Here is a 24381-nt window from a genome sequence, read left to right as displayed (position 1 = left end):
ATTCTACTAGATTATGATATAAATTGAAACATAAATCATATTATTTTATTTACATATAAAAATCTGGTAATTGATTTGTCATTACCAGATTTTATAGTTTTAAAAATTATTCTTGTCCTTCTGCTGACTTTCCAATCCAGGACATCATTGACCTTAGTTTCCTGCCAGTTCCGATTATAGGATGCTCAATTTGCATTTTTTTCATTGCCTGGAATCTTGGTTTTCCTGCTTTGTTTTCTGATATCCAGTCGTAGGCAAATGTTCCGTCTTGAATATCATTTAATACTTTTTTCATAGATTCTCTTGTATCTTTAGTAATTATTTTAGTTCCTGTTATATAATCTCCGTATTCTGCTGTATCACTTATAGAATATCTCATATTTTCAAATCCGCCTTCATATATTAAATCAACTATGAGTTTCATTTCATGTAAGCATTCAAAATATGCTATTTCCGGCTGATACCCTGCTTGAGTCAATGTATCAAAACCTGCTTTAATCAGTTCAGTTATTCCTCCGCAAATAATTGCCTGTTCTCCAAATAAATCTGTTTCAGTTTCTTCCTTAAATGTTGTTTCAATAACGCCTGCCCTTGTTCCTCCTATGCCCTTGGCATAAGCCAGTGTAATTTCCTTGCATTTTCCTGTGAAGTCCTGATGTATTGCATAAACATCTGGAACGCCTTTTCCGTCAATATAAGTTCTTCTAACCAAATGACCCGGTCCCTTAGGTGCAACCATGAATACATCTATATTTTTTGGTGGTATGATTTGATTGTAGTGAATATTGAATCCATGAGCAAATGCAATGGCATTTCCTTCTTCCAGATTAGGTGCTATACTTTCTTCATAAATTTGTTTCTGAACCGTATCCGGTGCAAGCATCATAATTACATCTGCTGCACGAGCTGCTTCAGCAGCTGTCATAACTTTAAGTCCGTGTGATTCTGCCTTTGCCTTGGATTTGCTTCCTTCCTGAAGTCCTACGACTACTTTTATTCCGCTTTCCATAAGATTTAGAGCATGTGCATGGCCCTGGCTTCCATAGCCTATTATTGCCACTGTCTTTCCCTCCAGATATTTTAAATCTGCATCCTTGTCATAATACATTGTTCCCATTTTACTTCCTCCATGAAATATGATTTTAGTTTATTAGTTATGTCATTTGACAAACCTACATTTACACTAGTTGTCCATGAGAAAGTTAGCATAAAAAAAATCTTCCTCTCTCAGGGTAAACTAATCCCTAAGAGACGGAAGATATAAATCTTTCGCGGTACCACTCTTATTCATTTCATACGAAATGCCCTCTCCGGATACGGAATATTTCTAGTCGATATCCTGCCACTTTTAACGATTGGCTTCTTCGTACCATCCTACTCAAATTTTCGGAAGGTCCGCTCCAAGGCTACTTCTGCATTTCATCTGATATTGTCTTTCACCAATCCAACAACTCTCTGAAATCGCTGAAAATGCATACTACTCCTTTTCACAGCGTTTATGTGTTTATTAATTTGTATTTTTTAGAAGTATAACATCCAAAAAAAGGTTTGTCAATCAATATTTTAAAAATTATTTTACATACATTGTTCTTTTACCCTTGCCGACTGTCTTAATTAATTCTTTGCCAGCCATTTCTTTTAAAACATTTATTGCACGAGTTTGCCCCACATTTAGTATTTCTTGTACTTCATTTCGTGTTATGCTGCCATTTGAATTGATATAATTTAAAATTGTATTATATTGAGGATTAGAAACATAATTTTCTATTTCTTCTTTGACCATTTCATTTTGTGTATAATTTAAGTTAGGAAGAACAACCTTGAAAGCACCGTATGTAGCTTTAATGACTGGTTTATTAATACTTCCATTGTAGCTGGCTATTATTTTTGAAATACCTGTACCATAGGCTTCGATTAATTTTAATCTATAAAATACGTTTGCCAGTTTTTCATTTCTGCATTGAGAAACTCCAATCATTATGTCTTCCAAAGCCAAACCTGGAACCAGTCCACCCAATGAAATAAATTCAATTCGATCATCAAAAATATTTATTAATGTGCTTCCACTAAATGAATACTCCCTGTGAACAATTGAATTAATTAAAGCTTCGCGTATTGCTTCAGGGGGGTAATCTCTCTTGTCCATTCTGGTTAAGCCAGAATAGGTAGCTCTGGTTTTGTTAAATAAATCTATATATTCATAAGCATCTGACAATTGCTTTAGCAATGAACCTGCAAATTCTCTTCTGTCATTAAAAATATTCTTGTCTTTGCCATCAAAGCTAGCAACCTTTATATTATGAGTGCATTGTTCTGAAAGCAACAAACCCAAATTTGTGTACAATCCATCATAATCTTGTATACCTAATGTTTTCATTTGAGAATGATTAAAATTCAAATTGTTACTCTTAAATTCTGAATGTGCATATTCAAATGTCAACTCCTGATTAAAAGATCTAACTTCTTCGAATTTATCTCCATTTGTTTCCTTTATCATTTGCCTTATTAATTCTTCTGAAGCAGGAACGGACGCATTTCCCTGACGTACATAAACACCTGAAGGCTTTAATCCCTTTTCAGTGATATAATATGGTCTGTTTATACCCCTTTGCACATTAATCTCTATTATTTTCTTTCTTTCAATATTTTTAATTGTACTGGAAGTATAAATAGAAACATCAGGTCTTATTGAATCTCTTATTGTATTTAAAATATTTAATAAAGTTGTATCAGTATCCTCAATGCCAATTATTTCGCCGTCATCAGAAACACCAATATATATGGTACCGCCTTTTGAATTTGCAAAAGCGACAACAGTCTTGTTAATACCTGCCACATATTCTCTTTTAAATTCAGTATTTTCATTTTCGAACAAGTTCATTCTATCACTTCCTTTCATTGTATCACTATTATATCACCATGTATCACTGCTAGCAATAACTTTTTTGTGATAGAATTTGACATATTTCTATCCTGGAGACGCCTTATAGTTTAATCTGAAAGTGTTATGATTTGCTTTAAAGATTACCTAAATTTCTTTTCCAAGTTTTCTGGCCAGTTCTTTATATTCACTGTTCTCGGCATCCTGTCTTGTGCCTAATCCATAAGCCAAAAGCATTCCGCTTTCTTGCCAATTGAGATAATTGCATAAACATTTGTAATGAGCTTTTATTCCATCCATAGCCCATTCATCTTTATCTGCACCGGCAGCTATGAGATATAATTTTTTTGAATTTTCCCTAAGCAGTGCATTAACAGAATAAAATCTGTCTATAACCCTTTTTAACTGCGATGTCATACCGAAATAATACAATGGAGTTACCAATACAACTGCATCGGCAGTTAACAAATGCAAAATTATTTCGATCATGTCATCATATTCATATATACATTTACCTTCATTCTTCCTGCAGTGGTCACATCCAATACATGGATTGAGTTTTAATTTTGCTGTATCAAAACGAATTACTTCATGAGATGATTCCATTGCACCGCTGCAAAATTCATCTGCTAGCAACGATGTTGTTCCGTTTGTGTGCGGACTTCCTGTAAGTACTACAACTTTCATATAATTCCCCTATTCTTATTCTGCGCATTCATTGTTTGAATATATAATATTTTTATAAATTATATCATTAATACAATAATACTTCAAACAATACATTACTATTGCCTTTGAAACTAATTACATGTCCCCTGATGAGTAACCCCATCCCCATCCTACTGATGCTCCTAGGACTAAAAGTATAACAGCACTGCTCATCAATTTGATTCTGCTCACAGGCTGGGCTAATAAAATTTCTGCAAAAATGACAGTCAGGATTTAATCCAACTGTCATTTTGCATCTTCTTTATTAATTTATTTATCTTCCTTCTGAAATTGCTTTTATGGCTCCGAATAACACACCGGCTACAGGCCAGATAATCCATGACATTCCCCAGTTGTTGGTAATGAAACTGTATCCCAGATAAACAGCAACAACTACACACCAATATACTTTTGAAACAGTCTGGAATGTTTTGTTTGATTTACTTCTTACAGAATAATCACCTTGCTGCAGCAGCACATTGCACGGTTCGTAATAGCTGCTCTTGTTGATTAAGTTGTATGTGGAGAGTGCAACAATTAATAATGTTATTGTTACAGCTATTACACTTAATCCATCAATTTCACTTACCAGAGGAGTAACTATTACAGGCAAAGCACTTAAAATATAACATACCACTGAAATACTTACTGCAGCTTTATAAGTCGGCTCATCTTGCTTTTGTATATTTCGAACCATTTCCTCAGCTTTATAGTCAAGTTCAAAAACATTGAATTTAAGGTATTCATATTTTTCCAGTTTGCTTGTATATCTTATAAAGTGTAAAACTCCTGTTGCCACTAAACATATGAGAACTACCAAACCTGCAGCTATCAACAATTCTTCCTTAACACCAACAACGCCCAGCTCTTTTAATCCAATTAAAAACAACAAAGTTACCGGAGAAATTATACAAAGCAATACTCCCAAAGCTGTTTTTGGGGCTGCAGCTCTTGATTCTTCTATATAATTTTTTGCTTCTTCATAAGTAACCAAAGTAATGTCAGTCTTATTTTCTATGACTTGCTTTATTCCCAAAGTGTCTCCCAGTTCATCCAGATTTCCAAACTCAGATATTACAATTCCAATAGCTTCATTTTCAGTTTTTCCCTCATTCTTCAATTCATTGTACTTATCTTCCATCATTGCAAGCAATTCTTTTTTTGCTCTTGCCACATCTTCTGTCTGAGGCAACCCTAAAAACATGTTGTCAAGATAATTCCTAATTGCATTCATGATCATTCTCCTCAACTATAAATTTTTCAATAACTTCACGGGTAATTTCCCATTCTTCGCATTTTCCATTATAATATTTTATGCCTTCTTTTGTTATTTTGTAATATGTTCGTTGTTTCCCATTTGTTTCGCTTCCTGAGAACGCTTCAATGTAACCATTTGATTCCATTCTCTTAAACGCAGAGTAAAGAGTTGTTTCCTTCATTACATATTTTTCATTTGTTAATTCTCTTATTCTTTTGGAAATTTCATAGCCATAAGATGGTTCATCAAGCAAAAGATATAATATCATCGTATCATTGTAGCCCCTGATTACATCACTGCTAATCATAAAATACCTCTTTCTAATAATTTTACTTCATCTGTCGTACTTTATCTGGTGAAGTAATTATAGTACATTTACTACGACAGGTCAAGTACTTTTTATAAAAGTTTGTAATTATAACGTTGTACTATTATTTGTCAATCTAATTTTAGCTGTTTTACCTTTATATAATAAAAGCCCTATCTAATCGTTAATTTCATTAACATGCTAAGATAGAGCTATTTAAGTACTTGCAACCCTTATGAGCCTTGACACTGTGTAGACGTCAATCAATATTTTTGATTCCATTTTATAAATAATCCTGCATTTACTGTGTTTTTATGGAATACTCCTGGTTATTTTATTTAACTGTACACTTTCTTATGTTATCAGCAAATTTCTTTGCCTTTTCATTTATGTTTTCAATTTTTTCAACTTCACCGTAATCATTGGCCGTTTCCATCAACGCAAATTCCGGTGGAAGCATGAATGTCTTGTTAATGTTCAGGGCACTTATGAGCTGCTGTGCAATTATGTCGCTTCCGCTGAATCCCGAAACAATCACTGCATAGACATACTTGTCATAAAACTTAAATTTTCTGAATAGTGCTGTGAGCCTGTTTATTGCAGCTGACATGTTTGCGCTTATGGAGTCATTGTAATTTGGGCACACCATTACAAGTACATCACAGTTTATTATTGCAGGGTATATTTCTTCAACCATCACACCTCCGTAGAAACAGTTGTTGCTTTGGGAATAGTGCTTGCATGCCTTGTAAGAACATCCCTTGCAGTCTCTTACAGAGCCATTTTCAATATGTATTTCATTTATGTCAAATTCCGCTAAATTGTTTTTGACCATTTTCCAGAGAGACAAAGTGTTTGATGTGTTGTAGTTGCTGGCATGAAGAGCAAGTATTTTTGGTCGGTCCAGTTTGTTAGGGTTAAATTCCATAAGTTTATCAACAACGATTTTGCATTCCTGCAAACACACTTCCTCCAAACTTAAATCAGTCATTTTTTTTCGAGTGTTAAGGTTTTTTAATGAGCCTGTGGCTTCTGACAGAGGCCTTCCAGGAAACATACAGCCAGCCATGTTTGCATAGAGAATTGTCTTTCTTGCTATATCTCTTGAAAAAAGTTCGTTGCTGCTGTTGATAATAATGCTTCCAGCTGAATTTTCCATGAATTTTTCCCCGGACATTCTTATTTTTTCAAGCATTTTAAAATGCTCAATATTGATGCCGGATTCTCCCAGTTCAACTGCAAACAAAATTTTCTTATTTTTCAAGTCATTAACTTCTTCACTTGCCCTGAAAATTACAGCTTCATGACCTTTCAATGAAAATTCAAGCATCTTTTCAAGTCTAGGTGATATTTCCCCTGGAATGAAAACACTTAGTTTTTCCACAAAAACACCCTCTTTTTATTTAATAGCTAAAAACAAGGAACATTTAGCTAAGCTAAATGTACCCTTGATTTACGATTCTTAATCTAATTTTATTTTTTCATTTATAATTTTTGATAATTCATCATATGTATGCCTTATTCTTGCAAAAAGTTCATCCGGCATGTGTATTTTTTCGATTTCAAGGCCGGAAGGAAGATTTCTGTTTTTTGCGCCCATGAAAACTCCACCAAGAAAGTTAGAGCTGTAATGAAATTTTCCTTCAAGAGTGAGTATTATTGATATTGCCCCCGAAGAAAGTGCCGGTGCTATGTATGGTTTGAACCCTGTTTTTCTCACTTCTAGATTTGCTTCCACTGCCAGTTTTGTGAGTTCTTTTGAAAGTTTGTCATCGTAGTTTTCTATGCTATTTGCTATTACAAGGTCGTTTCCGTGTGGTCCGAAGGCCCTTCCTTCACTCAGGTAGGAAGAATATTCATTGTATTTTTTTGCGTAGTACATTGACCTTGCATTCATTACACCAAGTCCGTATCCTTTTATTTGCTCAGGTGCTAGCACACCTTTGCTTTCTTTTAAAACAGCAGCGCACAGCAAATCAACGGGATCTGAAACTACAGCAAATATGCCTTTGAAATTTTCATGTGCAGCCTGAGCTGCATATTCCCGTATGAGTTTATAGTTTTCTTCAAACTGAACCATTCTAACATCAACACTCTCGCTTCCAACGGGCGGGACTCCCTTAGAAGCACAGAACACGAACATGTCGCAGTCAAACAGTTCATTTTTTTCTATACCATGCACATGAGGAAGAGAATCTTCAAATGGAAATGCTGTCTGGTTCATTTCATATTCCCATCTGTTGATTTTATCCTGGCTTCTGTCAAATATTCCTATGGATTCAACTGCATTTCCCCCAAGAAGCTTAAGCCCTGTAAGAAGTGTGCTTCCCACATCTCCAAGAGCCAGGACGTTCACTCTTTTTTTCTTAATTTCATCCATAATGAAACATTGTTCATAATCATCGTAATCCGTATTTACGGCCTTTACTTTTCTTTCACGGATTAAACTCAAGATTTCTTCCGGCACTTCTTTTTCAAAGTCACCAGAACCGATTTTCAGGAGCTCAACTCCCTCACCCAACGTGAAAAGGTCAGCTGCACTGCATACGGCGTAAGTTCTTTTTGAACTGTTCCTGTCAGATCTGTACAAAAAATATAATTCATTTGCATCTGCAGGAAGAATTGTTTTTTCATAGCCAAAATCCTGAGCTGAAAACATATATTTATCTTTAAATTTATAATAGTTAAACATTATTTTATGATCCTCTCCAGCTTTATTAATGTTTCAATGCTAACATCCATGTAACCGGAAGCTTCCATGTTCAAATCGTAATAAATATTGTCTCCAAGGTAAGGAAGTCTAGGAGAAAGAAGGACTTCGCCAAGTCTTTTCACAGTAAGTTTCTTCTCATATAAATCCTGAAATTCCGCTTCTAGCACACGAAGTATGTTTTTTGCGTTTTCAAGACTTACCATTGACAAATTGTATATTGCTTCATTTGTAGCACCACTGATGTACATAGGCGAATAATATGGAAGAATCAGGTTGATTGACGGTATGAGATTCAGCATATTTTCATTGTTAAGCCACATTCCGTCGCCGCCTAAAAACGGATACATGAGGTTTTCATTGAACCACATTCTAAGATTTGGTATGAAATATGCGCAATCTGCATCTCTTCCTTGTATGTCCATAAGGTCCTTGCCACGGCCTGACATGATTCCAAGTATTATTTTTTTTACCTCAATGTCGTGCTTCTTGAGTATTGGGTCAAGCTCCTTGATTCTGTAGCCCTTATGCAGCAAATCATCAACCAGGATTACTGGTTTTTCAAAGGACTTTATAGTCTTAACCTGATTTTCTATAGGTGAATAAAAAGGATATTCAGTAATTTTAAAATGCGTTGCATCCGTTGAATACACTTTTTCTGTATGAAGAGATTTAGTCACTGTGTTCGGAACGACCATACCCTTTAAAATGTTGCCGAAAGGAACGCACATGTAATCTCCTATAACCTTTGGAACCTGTACCTCGTTGCTGACGTTGTTAATGGTACATATTTTGTTTATGAGAGTCTGGTTTATCATGTCGTTGTCGATTGAAAGAACCAAACTTCCTGGATAAAGCTCAGTCATTGATTTTTGAAGCCTTTTCCTGGCGTTAACAATTGCTTCGTGAACTCTCGGGTTTGTATTCAAAGGTTCCTTTATGAAGCTTTCAAGGTTCAATGTGAGGCATACAGGAAACTTCATGTCCACAGCATAAACAGTCTTGCTCTGACTTTCATCCTTTATTTTTGTAAACCCCTGAAGTTCAAGGGTTTCAATTACAGCCTCGCTGTTAGTATTTGAAAGTATGTTGTAGTACATGGCATAGGTAAAATCATTTTTCAGACAATGAGCCAGAGTTTCCGTGATTAATATCTGTTCCATGTTATCATATAATTTGCTTGGGTTAATAAAAATTCCATCTATTATGATGAGTCTGCCAGCAGTTTTTTCACGCACATAGTTAGCGATATACTGGCTTTCAAACTCTGAATAAACCTCTGAGGATCCTATCTGATGAAACGCTGAAAATCCCAAAAGCTTGTTTGAATTCTTACTGTCTCTTATGACCAGAAGCTTTATTTTTTTGGAAATCAACTTTTCACCAATATTTTCATAAAGATTTGTGTACATGAAAATATAGTGTCCTATTTCATCAACGACTTTCTTGCTTAAGTCCTCAACTATTTCTATTACAAAAGGTTTTGACTTCAAGACGCTCTTGTTGAGAGGTTCTCTGATGTACAGGTTTCTGTCGTATATGAAGCTTTGAGCAAGAGGATCTATGAGGTTAGAAATGTCTCTGTTGTTGTCTATGTTTTCTCGTATTTGAGTTGAACTTATGTCTTCAAGGTAGACAGGCAGCTGAAGTTCAACCAGTGACCCTTTTATTCTTGCCTTTGTTTCTTCTGCTTTTTTCACAGCGCTTACAGACATGTCGTCTTTTGTTCTCTTAAAGACTATGTGGTTGAAGCTGTGAATTGAATTTTTTGTAGGTCGTGATTTGTATGCTGTTGCATTCATCAGTACGTCGCTTCCCACAACAATGTAAATGTCCTTATCATGGAACAAAGATTTAAGCTTCTTCAAATCTGCAGCGTTTGATAGATTTGTTGGAATATCATCAGGAAACAAAAATACTCCAAGCTCATCGGCTATTGACATGTTTATTATCTGACGTCTTATAAGTCTTGGCTGAACTTTTTTCGACCAGGAAAATTCATCAACAGCAAGGTAAACGTCGTAGCCGAGATTTCTTATTTCCGTTACAATACCTTTATGGCTAAGTGAAAACGGGTCAAAAGTGCCGGGGAAAAACGCGATGTTTTTATTTTCCTTTAAGCTAAAATTCTTGAAGTTGAATTCATACTCATTGATGAAACGGTAAATATGGTTGAAGGAAGCTGAATTGTTAAAGAAAAACAAATCTCCCATTTCCCTTTCGTTTATAAGGGTAAGAAGTTTTTTGTAAATCAAAAGGAACACCTTATTTTTTTCTTGAAGTGTCAGTTTCTTAGAACCAAATATGTGCTGACCTATTACCAGGAAAGTTTCCTGTTTTACCTGCATATTGTAGTTTGCAAGCCCACTTAGGATAATTCCAAGGATTTTTAAAAGTCTTTTGTTGTATGTGTCATCGTCCTCTCCGAACCTTTTTTTGTACTCCGGATAATGTTGCACCATTATTCCAAGTGTGTTTATAACAAGGGCGCTGGCTCTTTCACTGGTACCTTTGTAGATATTATTAAGGTCTGTAATAAACTCGTCAAGCTCTTTAGGATACAATAGCATTACAAATCTTCCCAGATACTCCGGGATGTACTTGGCATACTGTAGCTCATCTATTTCAAGTCCCTTTATAAGCTCAATTGCAATTTCATTTCTCTGGTCAATAGTAAGCAGTGGTCCTATTTCAACAAGTGAGTTTCCTGCCTTGTTTCTGACAGATTCCTTTGCACTTACCTTCACTAGGTTTGCAAGATGTGTTGCTGTCTGAAGAAGTGCAACATCATTCTTGTTCTTGATGTGGTCCATTATATAGTCTATGCTTATGGTTTTTACATTCCATGGCGTGGCTGCCTTCAGATTGTTGAGAAACAAGTCTGAGGTCTTGTATCTGCTGCTTGTGATAAGAGTCTTGTACTTAGTTATCAAATCATAGGACATGTTCAGATTTTTTGATATTTTATATTTTAGGTAGTTTATGCACAGCCCGTCATTTTCTGCTATAGAAGAAGTAAAATCATAAATTTTATCCAGTGACGTGCTTACAATATCTTTGTTTTTTACAACAAGATTGAAAAACTGCACTGCCATTAGCCTTATGTCTGATGCAGAATTATTCAGTGAACCTATGGCATAATCAATTATAAAATCAAGCTGTTCCGTTTCATACAAATCAACCGGAATGCTCAACAGAGAATTCAGGCAGCTTAATTTAGCCATATACTCATTGTTTTCACTTTTGTAATAGTCTATGAGAACATTCAAATAACCCTTCTTGTTATTGTTCCTTTTTGAGTTTATGACTGAGTCAACAAATATCCTCAGGGAATACCCTATCCATTCTTTGTGGTTGTCTGTTACTTTGTATCCCGGATCAAGAAAAAGTCCCAGATATTTGTCCCACAAAGCCAGACCGGTCATCTCTTCATTTATTTCTATTTTTACGTCATCCGGAATTTCCTTTGTATAATCAAGGTCAAATGATACAATTATATTACCCATGAGGTTTGCAGCCTGACGCCTAATGTCCCCTTCCCTGTGAACAAGAAGTTCATACAAAAAGCTGAGGGTAAAAAGTTTTTCTTTCTGAGAAAGATAAATTGAATACTCTTCAAGTATATTCAGATAAGATCTTAGGTTTTTCCAATCCTGTTCACTTCTTGCAGCTTCTATCATGCTGGTGAAGTTTATTTCATTGTTCAGTTTGCTCATGAGTGTTGTATTGTGTGATATTGCCATGTATTTAAAATTTTCAACAACATCATATCCATCTATGAGAGCATAATCTATTATTTTGTTAGGAGAAGGCTCGTCGGTTTTAAAGTCTATGTTTATGCCTTTATGTATGATGAAGTTTTCAAAATCCTTCAACTTTGAATACACTCTCATGTATCTCTTTTCTTTTGCTTCATCCACATTGTCAAGCTTATCAAGGATTATCTGAAATGATTCACTCAAATCGTATATGTGCATTTCATATCCGTTTTTTGACTGCTTGTTTTTCACTCTGAAATCTGCATATATCAAAATAAGGGATTCAAGAGGAAGATTTTCAAGTTCCAAATCCCAAGTGGAATGGTTTGCCGCAATAAGAGATATGCTTGGCATGTTGTATTTCATGAACCATTGGTCTGTATAATAGTAATGAAGATATGCAACTCTTCTTTTTTCAAGTCCCTTGCATCCGTACTTACCTATGTCATGGCCAGCTGCTGACCCAGATACAAGTCCTAAGTTTACGTTAATTCCTACTTTTTTTAGCTGTCTTGCAACATGCATTGCAACATAGTGTACAGCAGTAACATGTTTTAATGTGTTGTAGCCGTTTACTTCAGCATCAAGCATCATCAATTCGTATATATAATTTTTGTCAAACTTTTCCAAAAAGTTAACATATTCGTCAGGATTTGGAAGATTGCTGATTTCTTCTTCAGACAGGAATTTGAAGTCTGCAAACTTGTCGTAAACATCGCTGTTTTTTGCGTGACTCAGTATTGTTCTCAATATTTCCAGGTATATGAGAGCTCCGTTTTCATATTTGGGATTAAGCTTAATGGTTGCTGCTTCTGGGAACGATTTGTGTAAGACATACTGAAAAATATAAGAAAGCCAGTCTTTGGGAGCTTCAGAACAAACAATGTCCAGTATGTCAACTGAAAGGTCGATTACATCCTTGCACATGAACTGTTTTTTGTTTATAAGAATCAGCAGATTATTTACAAATTTCTTATTTATTATAAATGACTGCATCTTTTCTTCGGAATAATTTATTCTTTTCAAAAACTCTTTTTGAGTCAAACTTAATAATATCTCTTTGTGCAATTCGTTCAACATAAATCTGCTCATAATATACCTCTAAAATTAGATTTAATTGCACACATTATATCATAGTCCAAAGTTTACTGCAAGAATATCATAAAATTCACAAACCATCATAATTCAACAAAACAAACGATTTACTCTTGTAAAATATTCTGAAATGTATTATATTAAATTACACATGAAATCATTTTATTTAATTGCATAACAAATAAAATTATTGGAGGCTAAAATGTTTTTATTGACTTACTTTTATGAGGGTTCAGAAGCTGCAGGATTTCTGAACAGTAACAAGAATGGTATCATTCCTGCATCCGTTGTATTTTTAAAATTAAATGTTCCAGCACCTTCAAACATGCTGAATATAATTGATGTTTTTGATGATTTGGAATTGGATAAAATCAATGAGGCAATTGTATCCTGTTCTGAATTTATTGACTTGGATAAAGTTAAAATTTTGTCTCCAATTCCTTACCCCAGAAGAAACGTAATTTGTCTTGGAAAAAATTATCTGGATCATGTTAAAGAAGTTAAAAATCTAAAAAATGTAAGTGCTGACATACCGTCAAAACCTATTTATTTCAGCAAAATTGCATACCCTGCCATAGGTCAGGATGATTTTGTTGATATGCATCAGGGAATTGTCAAGGAACTGGACTATGAAGCAGAGCTTGCTGTCATAATAGGCAAGAAAGGCAAGAACATATGTAAGGAAGAGGCAGAAGACTATATATTTGGATATACAATTTGCAATGATATTTCTGCTAGAGATTTGCAGCAGGAACACGTTCAGTGGCACAAGGGAAAATCATTTGACACATTTTGCCCATTAGGACCGGTAATAGCTCACAAATCAACAATTGCTTTCCCGCCTAAACTTGAAATAAAAAGCTTCATCAACGGAGAAATCAGACAAAACAGCAATACTAAACAGCTCATATTTGACATACCCACAATAATAAGCGACCTTTCTGGTGGCATCACACTATATCCCGGAGACATAATCCTAACAGGAACACCTGCAGGAGTGGGAGCAGGATTTAATCCTCCGAAATATCTTAATCCCGGAGATAAAATGGAATGCTTCATAGAAGGAATAGGAACTCTTGTTAATACTGTAAAATAATTAAAAAATATTATCCAGTGCAAGACATTCATTTTCCTTAATAATGTTAAATTGTATCCTTAAGTGCTCAAGCTCTGCTTGAGCCATATTTTTATCTTTGTTTTTAATGAATGATTGGAGCTTTTTGATGGAGGAATCAATGTTGTCTATTTCATCCTGATTGACGAAATACACCCACAAACCCCTTGCTTCTTCCCACCTGCTGTAATAAAGTTCATAATCTTCTCCTGCTTTTTCCCAGTTACCATCTTCTATACACTGTGATAAAAGAGGCAGTCTTTCCCAATAATATGATGTAACAGGCTCTATGGATGTAAAATGAAACCACACCCACACCCCAATCATTACAATCAATACTATAAGTGAAATAATTACCATTCTCATATGCTACCTCTTATAAAAAATGAATTTATCATCTTCATCAACAAAACCATACAGTACCTGCCGGGATTTAAGCTTATTCTTTTTAAGCTCATCTTGTAAATCAGATTCTGAAATATTAAACTTCTCAAGATTTTTCTGCATTATTTCCCCGTCAAGAATTACTGCTATGGGAATTCTTGCGCATCTTTTGCCAGGCTCGTCGTCAGGAGCAATGATGCTCATCTCTCCGTTTGTCTCCATTATCAGATAATCTATGTCTTCAACGCTGTAATACCCTTTAAGCCTCATTTGTCCAAGAACATCATTGACATTGATCCTCAGCTTGTTCATGTCCTTTGTATTGAATTGTCCATGATCAATTATTATTGTGGGAGTGCCGCATATAATTTTCCTTGCTGTATTGCTCTTCAAAGTAATATAGGATATGAAACACTGTAAAAACATAATAACAGCTATTGCCATGAAACCATGGACCATTGGCGCCCCAAGATCTTCCATGGGCATAACTGCAAGCTCTGCAAGCATAAGCGAAACTACAAGGTCAAAAGGCTGAAGCTCGCCCAGCTCACCCTTTCCCATTATTCTCATTGACACAAGCAAAATTGCATACAGTATCAAAGATCTGATAGCAACAATAATCATTTTTACCTCTCTGTTTAAAGTTATCTAAAAATGCTAAAAACAAATGAAGCATAAACGTGAATTTTGCTTCATTAATATTATTGGTTTATTACATAAAAAAAATACTCATTTCTGAGTATTTTTATTGTTTATACAGCTTTGTTTATTACGTTTTTAAGTTTTGCAAAAATCATTCTTCCTGCAGCAGTCTGTAATACGCTAGTAACAGTAACCACAACAGAATCTCCAATACACTTTTTGCCGCCTTCCACAACTATCATTGTGCCATCGTCAAGATATGCAAGTCCCTGGCCTGACTCTTTTCCGTCTTTAACAACCATGACTGTCATTTCTTCTCCTGGAAGAACTATCGGTTTAACCGCATTTGCCAGCTCGTTGATGTTTAACACCTCAACTCCCTGGAACTCAGCGACCTTGTTAAGGTTAAAGTCGTTAGTCAGAACCTTACCTCCAAGCTCCTTTGCAAGTTTTAAAAGCTTTACATCCACTTCAATGTTGTCGCCGTAATCCTTTGATTCAATCAAAACATTTACTGTGTCATCCTTTTGAAGAATATTTAAAATATCCAGACCTCTTCTTCCTCTGTTTCTTTTAAGACTGTCGGAAGAATCTGCTATGTGCCTTAATTCCTTAAGTACAAATTCTGGAATTACAAGTGTGCCTTCAACAAATCCTGTCTTGCAAATGTCAGAAATTCTACCATCAATAATAACGCTTGTATCAAGTATCTTTGGAGAAACTATTTCTTTTTTCGCACTTTTATCTTTCTTAACCGGCTGGACTTTTTTAAGATTTAACTGCGGCCATATAACATCGTCTTTTTTTCTTGTGGATATTTTTATTCCCAAGTAACCAAACAACAAGTATGACAATATGGAAACTATTGTTCCCACATACTTGATGTCAGCAAATGGCTGGCTTATTAAGAAAGCTATAACAAACCCAACAATAAGACCCAAAGCCCCCCAGATAATATCAATAGTTGAAAATTTCATCAATTCCCTTTCGAAAGCTTCAGCTATCCTCTGACCAGTCTTTTTAATTTTAACAGAAAGTAGAAAAAATATTATTCCAAAAATTAAACTGATACCAATAATTATTAAAATGTTTTGCAAACCTGATAATTTAAGAAGACCATTTTGATTTAACACTACTCCTATAAAAGCCCCTATAGAAGCTCCTATGGTAGTAATAACTGCTCTTACAATTTTATCTATCATTTAATCACCTCCTTAGTAGTATACCCAAATTTTGTTATATTATTTAATGTAACACATTTTTTCTTATTTGGCTACATTTAAATGAAATTATACCGCATTTTTATTAAACAAATCTTAACCTGCATAAAAAAAGAATGCACTAAGCATGAGCTTCTAAACATTCAGTGCATCTTCATTTATTATATTGTCCAAATATTCCTGAATTCCGTTGGAGTCTGTCTCTGTTGAAAGTGATATTTCACTTACAAGCATCTGCTTTGCGCTTACAAGCATTTTCTTTTCTCCGGTTGAAAGACCTTTCTCCTTGTCCCTGTATGTCAGATCCCTAACCACCTGGGCAACTTCAAAAATGTCTCCTGTCTTCATTTTAATCATATTATCGCGGAACCTTTTGTTCCAGTTGGAATCATTCAATACCGCAGCCTGCTTTAATATGCTGTAGACTCCTTCAACAAGACTTTTATCAATAATGTTTCTCAAGCCGATATTGTTTACATTGTCAACAGGTATCATAAGCTTCATTTCTCCAATCGGCATTTTCAAAACGTAATAACTTTTTACTTCGCCTAAAATTTCCTTAGACTCCAATGTCTCTATTACCCCAGCTCCGTGCATGGGATAAACTACCTTATCTCCTAAATTAAACATATTGTTACCTCCTATTATTTATAGTATACACTATCGGGCAACTTATGTCAAATTTATCATTATACCTTGGCAGTATGTTGTTGTCAACAAAAAATATTAATTTTTTTATTAAAATTTCAACTTATTTTTTAGTTTTCTTTTATAACGTTATACCGACATGAAAACGATATGCATAAAATTTCAAAAAAAATATTTTTTAAAATTTTATAAAAAACAAGTGCCTTTCGGCACTTATTTCATTTTTATGATTTCCTTACATGAATCTTCTATATTTTTCTCAGTGAGCATGTATTTTTCCATGAGGTCTTCAGGTTTTCCAGATTCACCAAATGTGTCCATAACTCCGATTCTTCTTACAGGTACAGGGCATGTGTCCGAAAGTACTTCCAGCACTGCACTTCCCAATCCGCCGATAATGCTGTGTTCTTCAGCAGTTACTATTGCTCTTGTTTCTTTGGCAGCCTTAATGATAATTTCCTTGTCAATAGGCTTGATTGTGTGTATGTTTATAACTCTTGCATCAATCCCCTGTGCCTTTAATGATTCAGCTGCCTTCAAAGCTTTCTGAACCATTATTCCTGTGGCAATTATTGTCACATCACTTCCGTTCTTAAGCTCAACACCCTTACCTATTTCAAACTGGTATGAAGAATCATAAACATCTTCAACAGCCATTCTTCCAAGTCTTATATAAACCGGCCCAACATACTCCGCAGCTTTTAAAACTGCCTGTTCTGCTTCTATACAGTCTGCAGGGTTTATGACAGTCATGTTTGGAATGCTTCTCATGAGGCTTATGTCTTCAATGGCCTGATGTGATGCTCCGTCTTCTCCGACTGTAAGGCCTGCGTGTGTTGCAGCTATTTTAACATTTAAAAATGGATATGCCACAGTGTTTCTGATTATTTCAAATGCTCTTCCGGCAGCAAACATTGCAAATGAGCTTGCAAATGGAATTTTTCCCGCAAGAGACATTCCAGCTGCCGTGCCGATTAAATTTTGTTCTGCAATTCCCACATTGAAAAATCTCTCAGGACTTACCTTTTTAAATTCTGCTGTCTTGGTGGAACCGGACAAATCAGCATCCAACACCACAACATTTGGATTGTTTGCAGCAAGCTTTTTTAACGCCTCGCCGTATGCTTCTCTAGTTGCTTTAGCCATTCAAGCCACCTCCAATTTCTTCCATTGCCATACAAAACTCTTCATAGTTAGGGGCTTTTCCATGCCATGAAGCCTTACCTTCCATGAAGGAGCAGCCTTTTCCTTTTATAGTTTCTGCTATGATCAGTGCAGGTTTTCCTGTTAACTTTTTTTCTTTCTTCGAATGCCTTTTCAAGTGACTCAAAGTCATGACCGTCTGCCTTTATAACATGCCATCCGAATGCTTCGAATTTCTCATCTATTGGCTCAACTGTCATAACGTCGTTGTTTTTACCGTCTATCTGTAGGCCGTTGTGGTCAAGAATAGCAGTGAGGTTGTCAAGATGGTAATGATTTGCAAGCATAGCAGCTTCCCAAATCATTCCTTCCTGAATTTCTCCGTCTCCAAGAAGTGCAAACACTCTGTTTTCCTTTTTGTCCAGCTTGAAAGCAAGAGCCATTCCGTTTGCAATGGAAAGTCCCTGTCCAAGAGATCCAGTTGAAGCTTCAACTCCTGGAAGCTTTTTCATGTCAGGATGTCCCTGAAGCTTTGAGTTAACCTGTCTTAATGTGCCCATGAGCTCCTTATTTATGAATCCCTTTTCCATGAGTGCTGAGTACAGAACCGGAGCCCCGTGTCCTTTTGAAAGAATGAAACGGTCTCTCCCCTCATCATGAGGATCCTTTATGTTCATTTCCTTGAAGTACAGATAGGTAACAATTTCAACAGCTGAAAGAGACCCGCCCGGGTGCCCTGATTTTGCTTCATGAATCATAGTCAGAATGTTTTTTCTTAAATTCTGTGCTGTGAGTTTCAAATCATCATATTTCATATTTTCCTCCGCTTTTTTATTAATTGAGGTAATTAAGTTCTAATTTTAAAACTAACTCAATCATTATTCTTAATTTTTTGGAACTGTTTCCCAGTCCTTGAGAAACTGCTCAATTCCCCTGTCTGTAAGAGGATGCTTTGTCATCTGAACAAGAACCTTGTATGGAACTGTTGCTATGTGACAGCCTATTCTTGCAGCCTGTGTTACATGCATAGGGTGTCTTATGCTTGCAGCAATGATTTCTGATTTTATGTTGTGATAGTTGAATATATCAACAATTTCTGAAATAAGCTCCATTCCGTCTGTACTTATATCATCAAGTCTTCCCACAAATGGGCTTACATATGTTGCTCCTGCTCTTGCGGCAAGAAGAGCCTGACCAGCTGAAAATATAAGTGTTACGTTTGTTTTGATGTTTTCACTGCTTAAAACTTTAACAGCCTTGAGTCCTTCAGCAGTCATAGGTATTTTAATTATTATGTTTTTGTGTATTTTGGCCAGTTCAACAGCTTCTCTAATCATTCCTTCTGAATCAAGGCTTATAACTTCAGCACTTATGGGACCGTCAACAATTTGCGTTATTTCTCTTACAACTTCTTCAAATTTTCTTCCTTCTTTGGCAATAAGTGAAGGATTTGTAGTGACTCCGCAGATGATACCCATGTCATTTGCTTTTTTTATTTCTTCAACATTGGCTGTATCGATAAATAATTTCATATGTACCTCCTATTTAATTTCTTTCACTATATTTTTATTTCCAAAAATAACCTTTAGCATAAATACAGGCAACACTGCCTGACGAGATATTCTCTTTGGTTCCTTTATGAGTCTGTACAACCACTCAAGTCCTAAGTTCACATATATGTCAGGGGCTCTTTTCACATTGCCGGCAAGAACGTCAATTGTTCCTCCATTGCCGATTATGATTTTAGCATTTAACTTATCCTTGTTGAATTCAATCCATTGTTCCTGTTTTTTTGCTCCGAATCCAACAAACAATATGTCAGGTTCCTGCATGTTTATTTCATCAACAACCTTCTGTTCTTCTTCATGTCCTCCCTGGCCTAAGTGTGCTCCCTTGAAATAACCGTGATGATACCCGGCAATTTTTATTCCGGGATATTCTTCGTGGACATTTTTCATGGCAGTTTCAGCAATTCCGGGCTTTCCTCCAACAGCGTAAAGCTTAAGTCCTTTTTTGTCAGCAAGCTCAAGAAGTTTCATTGACAAATCAAATCCTGCAACTTTTCCCTTCAAAGGATGTTTTTTGATTTTTGATGCATAAACAAGTCCTATACCATCTGGTATGTTGATGCTTGATTTGTTCATGTAGTTCAGGAATTCCTCATCATTCTGGCACATCATGACTATTTCTGTATTGGGAGTATATATAATGTATTTTTCTCCCTTTGACAAACTGTCCGCAACGGTGCTCATCACTTCGTCCATTGACTTGTTGTCAATTCTTACACCCATAATACTTATTTTATCCATTTTAAATTTCCTTTAATATTTTATAATTTACATTTGTCAGTTCACGAAGTTTGGATACGCTTTGTTTAAGCATCAGTTTCTCTTCATTTTCATTTTCTATTTTGTTTATTATTTCACTGTATAGCTGTATGGAATCTATATTGTCTATCTTGCATGAAACCTTCATGTTGACGCTGTTTGCAAAATGGTCAACCTTGTGGTCATAGGATACAGCAACAAAAGGTACATTGGCTGCAGCTGCAAATATTAAAGAATGAAGTCTCACTCCAACCATGACATCCATATTTTTTATTATGTCAAATGCATCAGTTGTAGTAAGTCTTTCCTTGTAATACACTGCCTTGTCGCCCAGGCTTTTTTCAACCTCTTCAATGAGAAGTAAATCTTCGTTGTAATAAAAAGGTATGAAACAGCACTCTATACCGTCACTTATTAACTTTTGTGCAACCTGTACGATTTTTGTGCTCACATCTGCATTTTTCCAGTTTCTCAGTGAAAAACAAACCCTTTTTGGTCCATGTGGGGTTTTGTTAATGCTTTCGCCGGCCTTTAAGTTGATAACCGGGTCCGTTGACAAAAAAATCTTGTCCTGGTTTACTCCCAGGGCCTCTAAATAGTCCTTTGAATGTTTATCTCGGACAGTTATATAATCCACAAGCTTAAGTGTGCTTGCTACTGCATTTTTGCTCTTTTCATTTATAATTGGTCCTATTCCCTGACTGAGCATTATGATTTTATTGTTCATGAGCTTTGCTAGCCTTATGAGGAATAAATAGTAATAAATGCTTCTTTTGCTCGTTATATCCTGAAGAAGGCTCCCTCCTCCGAACACTATGGCATCAGATGACTTGAGTTTCCTAAGTATGGACATCACATTGTACCTATCTATGGTGTCTATGTCATATTTTCTTGCGGTTGCTTCCTTGTTGCCCGACAAAATGGTTATGTTTTTTCTGTCCGTTATTTGCAGGATTTGCTCAAGGGCCATTTCCAGTATTGCTTCGTCACCTAAGTTGCCAAAGCCGTAATACCCTGCTAACAATATTCTTTTCACTTAAGTCTCTCCTGTAATTTAACGAATAATTTATTAAGCCAATCAAGCACAACAACCAGAATGCATCCTATAATTATACCAAATCCAAGAGCAATTAATGTCCTTGCAAATGATAAGTAAATCGGAGTTCTCAAATGAGAAAATGTATTTATTACGGATGATGTTCCAATGGCAGAAGCCAGCATAAACAGCCCTGTATAAAAAATTGATTTTTTGCTTGCAGCATAAACAGCAGCAAAAATAGAAGGGAATGCAATTAAGAATTCCTTTGTTCTAGGCCTTGCAAGAAGAACATATTCCATGAAATTTCTGGATATCATTTCAATGTTTGAAGGCTGAATGTTTGTTTCATGTCCTGTTCTTGAAATGTAGATATAGCCTACAACAGCCAATATTCCTGCAATGATTCCATAGTAAATTTTAATTTCCTTGTTCAAAATTTTAATTGTTGTATTGACTACGCTTTTTACCGAATCTTCCTGTTCGTTGTTTATGAAATATATTAAAAACATCATTACAAAGACTCCAAACGGAAGAATCTGAGCAAACTTAACTCCTCTGAAAATATCCATTTCAAGGAAGTACTTCACATCAGCAAGCATTGCATCAACAAACACAGCACCTGCCAGTGATATGGCAACAGAAGCTGTAAGGATTAACGTTGAATAAATCATAAGCTGGACGTTTGTGTATTGTTTTTTTGATATGAATATTTTCTTTATATGCATCATGAAAAAATAAATTGCAATTCCTGAAAATGAAACCGCAGCAGCAAAGGAAAATCCTTTTTCAGCAATATTTCTCATGACAAAAGGCACTGCTGAAGCCGGGACTGCTGCCAGGTACAGGTAATTGAAAAACTTGTGTTTAATGTTGAACATCTTAAGGAATAAAAACACACAGGATAATGTAATTCCTGCTGCCATTACAGCAAGTCTTTTTGCGCCTATATGGAATTCATGCATTGCCTGAGCCTTTCCAAGAGTTATGTTGTGCTCGCTCAGTCTTTCCTGAAGGCTATTGAATGTTCTTTCATATTCTGCTGCTTCAGTCATGAACTTTGTGCTTTTTTCTTCTTCATAGAAGGGTTTGAAATAAATGACTCTTATGTTTCGTTCTGTTATTGCCCTGAACATTGTATTTTCTATTTCTTCCGCACCTTCATAATTGTAATATTTGTTCCTTGCCCTTATGTAATCCCACATTGTGAATGCTCTTAATGCCTGGTACCCTGAATCTTCAACCAGGTCCTCAAGCCCTTCCTGCTTGATGTGCTCTCTCTGCTCGGAACTTTCAATCATAACTATGGAAATATCATTTTCCATTACATAATCAAGAAGTTTTTGTTCATTATCAGGAAATCCCAGAACTTCCTTGCCGTGAAGTATGTAAAGCCTCGGCTCTAAATTGTATCTTTCATTTGCATTCTTATATGCATCTGCAAGCTTTTCGTTGTGAGACGGAAAATTAATTGGTCTTAATATTACATCAAGATCTGCATCTTTTATAAGATTGATTTTTTCCTCATCATAGCCGATTCCTATGTTAAGAAGCCTTGAATCGCTTATTTCTTTTGCTTCGTAAACTCCCAAGCCTTCATTGTTGACAATTTTAAGAGTAGGGCTGTAATAAAGATCGTTGGCTGTTCCGTCAAGAACTATGTAAAAAACACCATCAAAAGAGTATGTATTGAAAAATTCATCAGTATATCTTTCATTGAGCCCTGAAACCAAGTAATCATAAGTTTCTTTATCCTTTGTTGAAACAACCACATCATACTGATCTATTTCTTTATTCATGATCATTTCTACAATTTCAGGTTTGTAAAATTCAACCCAGTTGTAGTTTTCAATCAGCTTTGAAACAATTTCAGCTCTGAGGGGTTTACCGTCTTGGATGAGAAGTTTTATTGTTTCTTCCTGTATTGCAACAGACTGAGAACCGTATTTTTTAAACTCTTTGAGCCACCAACTCAAATCTTTTTCAGAGCTGTCGGCAAATTTTTTCATTTCATTGTAATCAAGTACTATTTCAGCAGTCTTGTACTGCTTTTCAACTTCTACGCGCTGGTATATGGTAAACATCCCCACAAGCAGTGTCAGGCATATTATTAAAAACACTGTTTTATCTATTTTGTTAAGTTTCATCATATCTCCTTTTCAGACGTTTAAATCTAATAAACAATAACATATTAATTTCATAAAATCAACTTTGTAACTATCAAATTATTTTTCCAGCACGCACACAACCATTTTAACAAGAAATTCCTTAAAAAAAGGTAATTTTGCAGGATACTTAAATATTCCACGAAGGGGTTCTTCCGAATAATACACAGTCTTGAACCTGCTGTTATTTAAGATTTTTTTTGCTCTTTTGATTGTCATTTTGTTTATGTATGAAAAATACTCAGTTCCATCAGATTTTGCTGCAATTCTAAACTCAACTCTTTCCTTGCCGTCAGGCAAATCCTTCACAAGTTCCTTGTATGTTTCTATGAGTGTTTTTTCACTGAAAAATACATGTACCCACGGCATTCCTATGGCATCGCTTAAATGTGCTCCGTAGGGATGGTTGTATGGTGGAAAATTCAAATATAATTTTCCGTTTTTTTTCAATATTCTGTAGCATTCTTCAAGAACCTTCTCCGGCTCATCCACATGTTCCATGGCATCATTCATTATAATAGTGTCAAATGTCTCATTGTCAAAAGGAGTTTTTGAAGCATCCGCGCACACAAACTGGAACTTATCGCTCATGTTGTATTTTTCTGCAAGCTTTTCTGCTTCATTTTTATACTTTCCCAGTATTTCTACCCCTGTTATGCTCTTAACGCCCTTAGAGCCGTAAAAAACAGTCTTTCCTCCTGCTCCGCAGCCAATGTCAAGCACATCTTTATCCTTAAACATTTTATCCACATCTGTATATTTCAAATAAAATTTTATAGTATCTATTCCTTTTTCATACTGCCATTCTGCATATGTTTTTTTACCTTCATTGTTTAAATTGAAAGGATGTAGTGGCAGCTTGAACAGTTTGTTGACTGTCATACATAAATTGCGCATATAATAACCTTCTTCTTTAAGTTTTTATTACTTTGCAATTATAACATTACATTTTGGCAAATTCAATCTTTAGTTGCATATTCAGCAT

The 24381-nt window shown here is 35.5% G+C and carries 19 protein-coding genes, 1 pseudogene and 1 other annotated feature; of the genes and pseudogenes, 1 reads left to right on the top strand and 19 read right to left on the bottom strand.

What is annotated here, in order from left to right; translation table 11 throughout:
- Window positions 1–106: 106 nt before the first annotated feature.
- The 8 genes from ilvC to BN358_RS01855 form a co-directional block, all read right to left on the bottom strand.
- Window positions 107–1117, bottom strand: coding sequence for a ketol-acid reductoisomerase (gene ilvC, locus BN358_RS01890; RefSeq protein ID WP_019227631.1), 1011 nt, complete (start codon window positions 1115–1117; stop codon window positions 107–109).
- Between the two features lie 127 nt (window positions 1118–1244).
- Window positions 1245–1500, bottom strand: a binding site (T-box leader).
- Window positions 1501–1570: 70 nt separating this feature from the next.
- Window positions 1571–2881 (bottom strand): RNA-binding domain-containing protein, encoded by a 1311-nt coding sequence (locus BN358_RS01885; RefSeq protein ID WP_019227630.1) that lies wholly within the window; start codon window positions 2879–2881, stop codon window positions 1571–1573.
- A 147-nt stretch (window positions 2882–3028) separates the two neighbouring features.
- Complete coding sequence (locus tag BN358_RS01880; RefSeq protein WP_019227629.1) at window positions 3029–3568, bottom strand: flavodoxin family protein; 540 nt, start codon at window positions 3566–3568, stop codon at window positions 3029–3031.
- Window positions 3569–3863: 295 nt separating this feature from the next.
- Window positions 3864–4823, bottom strand: a complete 960-nt coding sequence (locus tag BN358_RS01875; RefSeq protein WP_019227628.1) for a permease prefix domain 1-containing protein — start codon at window positions 4821–4823, stop codon at window positions 3864–3866.
- Window positions 4810–5154: a PadR family transcriptional regulator gene (locus BN358_RS01870; protein ID WP_019227627.1), complete on the bottom strand. Its 345-nt coding sequence runs from the start codon at window positions 5152–5154 to the stop codon at window positions 4810–4812. The genes BN358_RS01875 and BN358_RS01870 overlap by 14 nt, the downstream gene beginning before the upstream one ends.
- A gap of 334 nt (window positions 5155–5488) precedes the next feature.
- Window positions 5489–6538, bottom strand: a complete 1050-nt coding sequence (locus BN358_RS01865) for a flavodoxin family protein (RefSeq protein WP_019227626.1) — start codon at window positions 6536–6538, stop codon at window positions 5489–5491.
- Window positions 6539–6616: 78 nt separating this feature from the next.
- Window positions 6617–7846 (bottom strand): hypothetical protein, encoded by a 1230-nt coding sequence (locus tag BN358_RS01860; protein WP_019227625.1) that lies wholly within the window; start codon window positions 7844–7846, stop codon window positions 6617–6619.
- The gene (locus BN358_RS01855) at window positions 7846–12714 is read right to left on the bottom strand and encodes a hypothetical protein (RefSeq protein ID WP_019227624.1); all 4869 of its coding nucleotides are present in this window, start codon (window positions 12712–12714) and stop codon (window positions 7846–7848) included. Before BN358_RS01855 ends, BN358_RS01860 begins: the two co-directional genes overlap by 1 nt.
- A 205-nt stretch (window positions 12715–12919) precedes the next feature.
- Between BN358_RS01855 and BN358_RS01850 the strand changes: the two genes are divergently transcribed.
- Complete coding sequence (locus BN358_RS01850; RefSeq protein WP_019227623.1) at window positions 12920–13813, top strand: fumarylacetoacetate hydrolase family protein; 894 nt, start codon at window positions 12920–12922, stop codon at window positions 13811–13813.
- Here BN358_RS01850 and BN358_RS01845 read toward each other — a convergent pair whose 3' ends face one another.
- The 11 genes and pseudogenes from BN358_RS01845 to BN358_RS01795 form a co-directional block, all read right to left on the bottom strand.
- Window positions 13814–14197, bottom strand: a complete 384-nt coding sequence (locus BN358_RS01845) for a DUF4363 family protein (RefSeq protein WP_019227622.1) — start codon at window positions 14195–14197, stop codon at window positions 13814–13816.
- 3 nt (window positions 14198–14200) lie between these two features.
- Window positions 14201–14839: a DUF421 domain-containing protein gene (locus tag BN358_RS01840; protein ID WP_019227621.1), complete on the bottom strand. Its 639-nt coding sequence runs from the start codon at window positions 14837–14839 to the stop codon at window positions 14201–14203.
- A 128-nt stretch (window positions 14840–14967) separates the two neighbouring features.
- Window positions 14968–16059 carry a PIN/TRAM domain-containing protein gene (locus BN358_RS01835; RefSeq protein WP_019227620.1) on the bottom strand — a complete coding sequence of 364 codons (1092 nt, stop codon included), beginning with the start codon at window positions 16057–16059 and terminating at the stop codon, window positions 14968–14970.
- 153 nt (window positions 16060–16212) lie between these two features.
- Window positions 16213–16707 carry a CarD family transcriptional regulator gene (locus tag BN358_RS01830; RefSeq protein WP_019227619.1) on the bottom strand — a complete coding sequence of 165 codons (495 nt, stop codon included), beginning with the start codon at window positions 16705–16707 and terminating at the stop codon, window positions 16213–16215.
- Window positions 16708–16938: 231 nt separating this feature from the next.
- The gene (locus BN358_RS01825; RefSeq protein ID WP_019227618.1) at window positions 16939–17871 is read right to left on the bottom strand and encodes a transketolase family protein; all 933 of its coding nucleotides are present in this window, start codon (window positions 17869–17871) and stop codon (window positions 16939–16941) included.
- Window positions 17864–18683: pseudogene (locus tag BN358_RS01820) on the bottom strand (transketolase). Before BN358_RS01820 ends, BN358_RS01825 begins: the two are co-directional and overlap by 8 nt.
- A gap of 69 nt (window positions 18684–18752) precedes the next feature.
- Window positions 18753–19400: a fructose-6-phosphate aldolase gene (gene fsa, locus BN358_RS01815; protein WP_019227616.1), complete on the bottom strand. Its 648-nt coding sequence runs from the start codon at window positions 19398–19400 to the stop codon at window positions 18753–18755.
- Window positions 19401–19409: 9 nt separating this feature from the next.
- Window positions 19410–20177, bottom strand: a complete 768-nt coding sequence (locus tag BN358_RS01810) for a WecB/TagA/CpsF family glycosyltransferase (RefSeq protein ID WP_019227615.1) — start codon at window positions 20175–20177, stop codon at window positions 19410–19412.
- 1 nt (window position 20178) lies between these two features.
- Window positions 20179–21231 (bottom strand): polysaccharide pyruvyl transferase CsaB, encoded by a 1053-nt coding sequence (gene csaB, locus BN358_RS01805; RefSeq protein WP_019227614.1) that lies wholly within the window; start codon window positions 21229–21231, stop codon window positions 20179–20181.
- On the bottom strand, window positions 21228–23378 hold the full coding sequence (locus BN358_RS01800) for a DUF5693 family protein (protein ID WP_019227613.1): 2151 nt from the start codon (window positions 23376–23378) through the stop codon (window positions 21228–21230). The genes csaB and BN358_RS01800 overlap by 4 nt, the downstream gene beginning before the upstream one ends.
- Window positions 23379–23456: 78 nt before the next feature.
- A complete protein-coding gene (locus BN358_RS01795) occupies window positions 23457–24293 on the bottom strand; it encodes a class I SAM-dependent methyltransferase (RefSeq protein WP_019227612.1) in 837 nt (278 codons plus the stop codon).
- Window positions 24294–24381: the final 88 nt, after the last annotated feature.

Source organism: Sedimentibacter sp. B4, from assembly GCF_000309315.1.
GTDB classification, from domain to species: Bacteria; Bacillota; Clostridia; order Tissierellales; family Sedimentibacteraceae; genus Sedimentibacter; species Sedimentibacter saalensis.
This window is presented reverse-complemented; position numbering and strand designations above follow the sequence as displayed.

Excerpts from the sequence above, each read along its gene's own strand:
- BN358_RS01825 (WP_019227618.1), bottom strand. The coding sequence starts at position 17,871 with ATGGCTAAAGCAACTAGAGAAGCATACGGCGAGGCGTTAAAAAAGCTT.
- BN358_RS01800 (WP_019227613.1), bottom strand. The coding sequence starts at position 23,378 with ATGAAACTTAACAAAATAGATAAAACAGTGTTTTTAATAATATGCCTG.
- BN358_RS01830 (WP_019227619.1), bottom strand. The coding sequence starts at position 16,707 with ATGTTTAATTTAGGAGATAAGGTAGTTTATCCCATGCACGGAGCTGGG.
- ilvC (WP_019227631.1), bottom strand. The coding sequence starts at position 1,117 with ATGGGAACAATGTATTATGACAAGGATGCAGATTTAAAATATCTGGAG.
- BN358_RS01845 (WP_019227622.1), bottom strand. The coding sequence starts at position 14,197 with ATGAGAATGGTAATTATTTCACTTATAGTATTGATTGTAATGATTGGG.
- BN358_RS01810 (WP_019227615.1), bottom strand. The coding sequence starts at position 20,177 with ATGGATAAAATAAGTATTATGGGTGTAAGAATTGACAACAAGTCAATG.
- BN358_RS01835 (WP_019227620.1), bottom strand. The coding sequence starts at position 16,059 with ATGATAGATAAAATTGTAAGAGCAGTTATTACTACCATAGGAGCTTCT.
- BN358_RS01855 (WP_019227624.1), bottom strand. The coding sequence starts at position 12,714 with ATGAGCAGATTTATGTTGAACGAATTGCACAAAGAGATATTATTAAGT.
- BN358_RS01885 (WP_019227630.1), bottom strand. The coding sequence starts at position 2,881 with ATGAACTTGTTCGAAAATGAAAATACTGAATTTAAAAGAGAATATGTG.
- BN358_RS01860 (WP_019227625.1), bottom strand. The coding sequence starts at position 7,846 with ATGTTTAACTATTATAAATTTAAAGATAAATATATGTTTTCAGCTCAG.
- BN358_RS01880 (WP_019227629.1), bottom strand. The coding sequence starts at position 3,568 with ATGAAAGTTGTAGTACTTACAGGAAGTCCGCACACAAACGGAACAACA.
- BN358_RS01870 (WP_019227627.1), bottom strand. The coding sequence starts at position 5,154 with ATGATTAGCAGTGATGTAATCAGGGGCTACAATGATACGATGATATTA.
- fsa (WP_019227616.1), bottom strand. The coding sequence starts at position 19,400 with ATGAAATTATTTATCGATACAGCCAATGTTGAAGAAATAAAAAAAGCA.
- BN358_RS01850 (WP_019227623.1), top strand. The coding sequence starts at position 12,920 with ATGTTTTTATTGACTTACTTTTATGAGGGTTCAGAAGCTGCAGGATTT.
- BN358_RS01875 (WP_019227628.1), bottom strand. The coding sequence starts at position 4,823 with ATGAATGCAATTAGGAATTATCTTGACAACATGTTTTTAGGGTTGCCT.
- BN358_RS01795 (WP_019227612.1), bottom strand. The coding sequence starts at position 24,293 with ATGCGCAATTTATGTATGACAGTCAACAAACTGTTCAAGCTGCCACTA.
- BN358_RS01840 (WP_019227621.1), bottom strand. The coding sequence starts at position 14,839 with ATGATTATTGTTGCTATCAGATCTTTGATACTGTATGCAATTTTGCTT.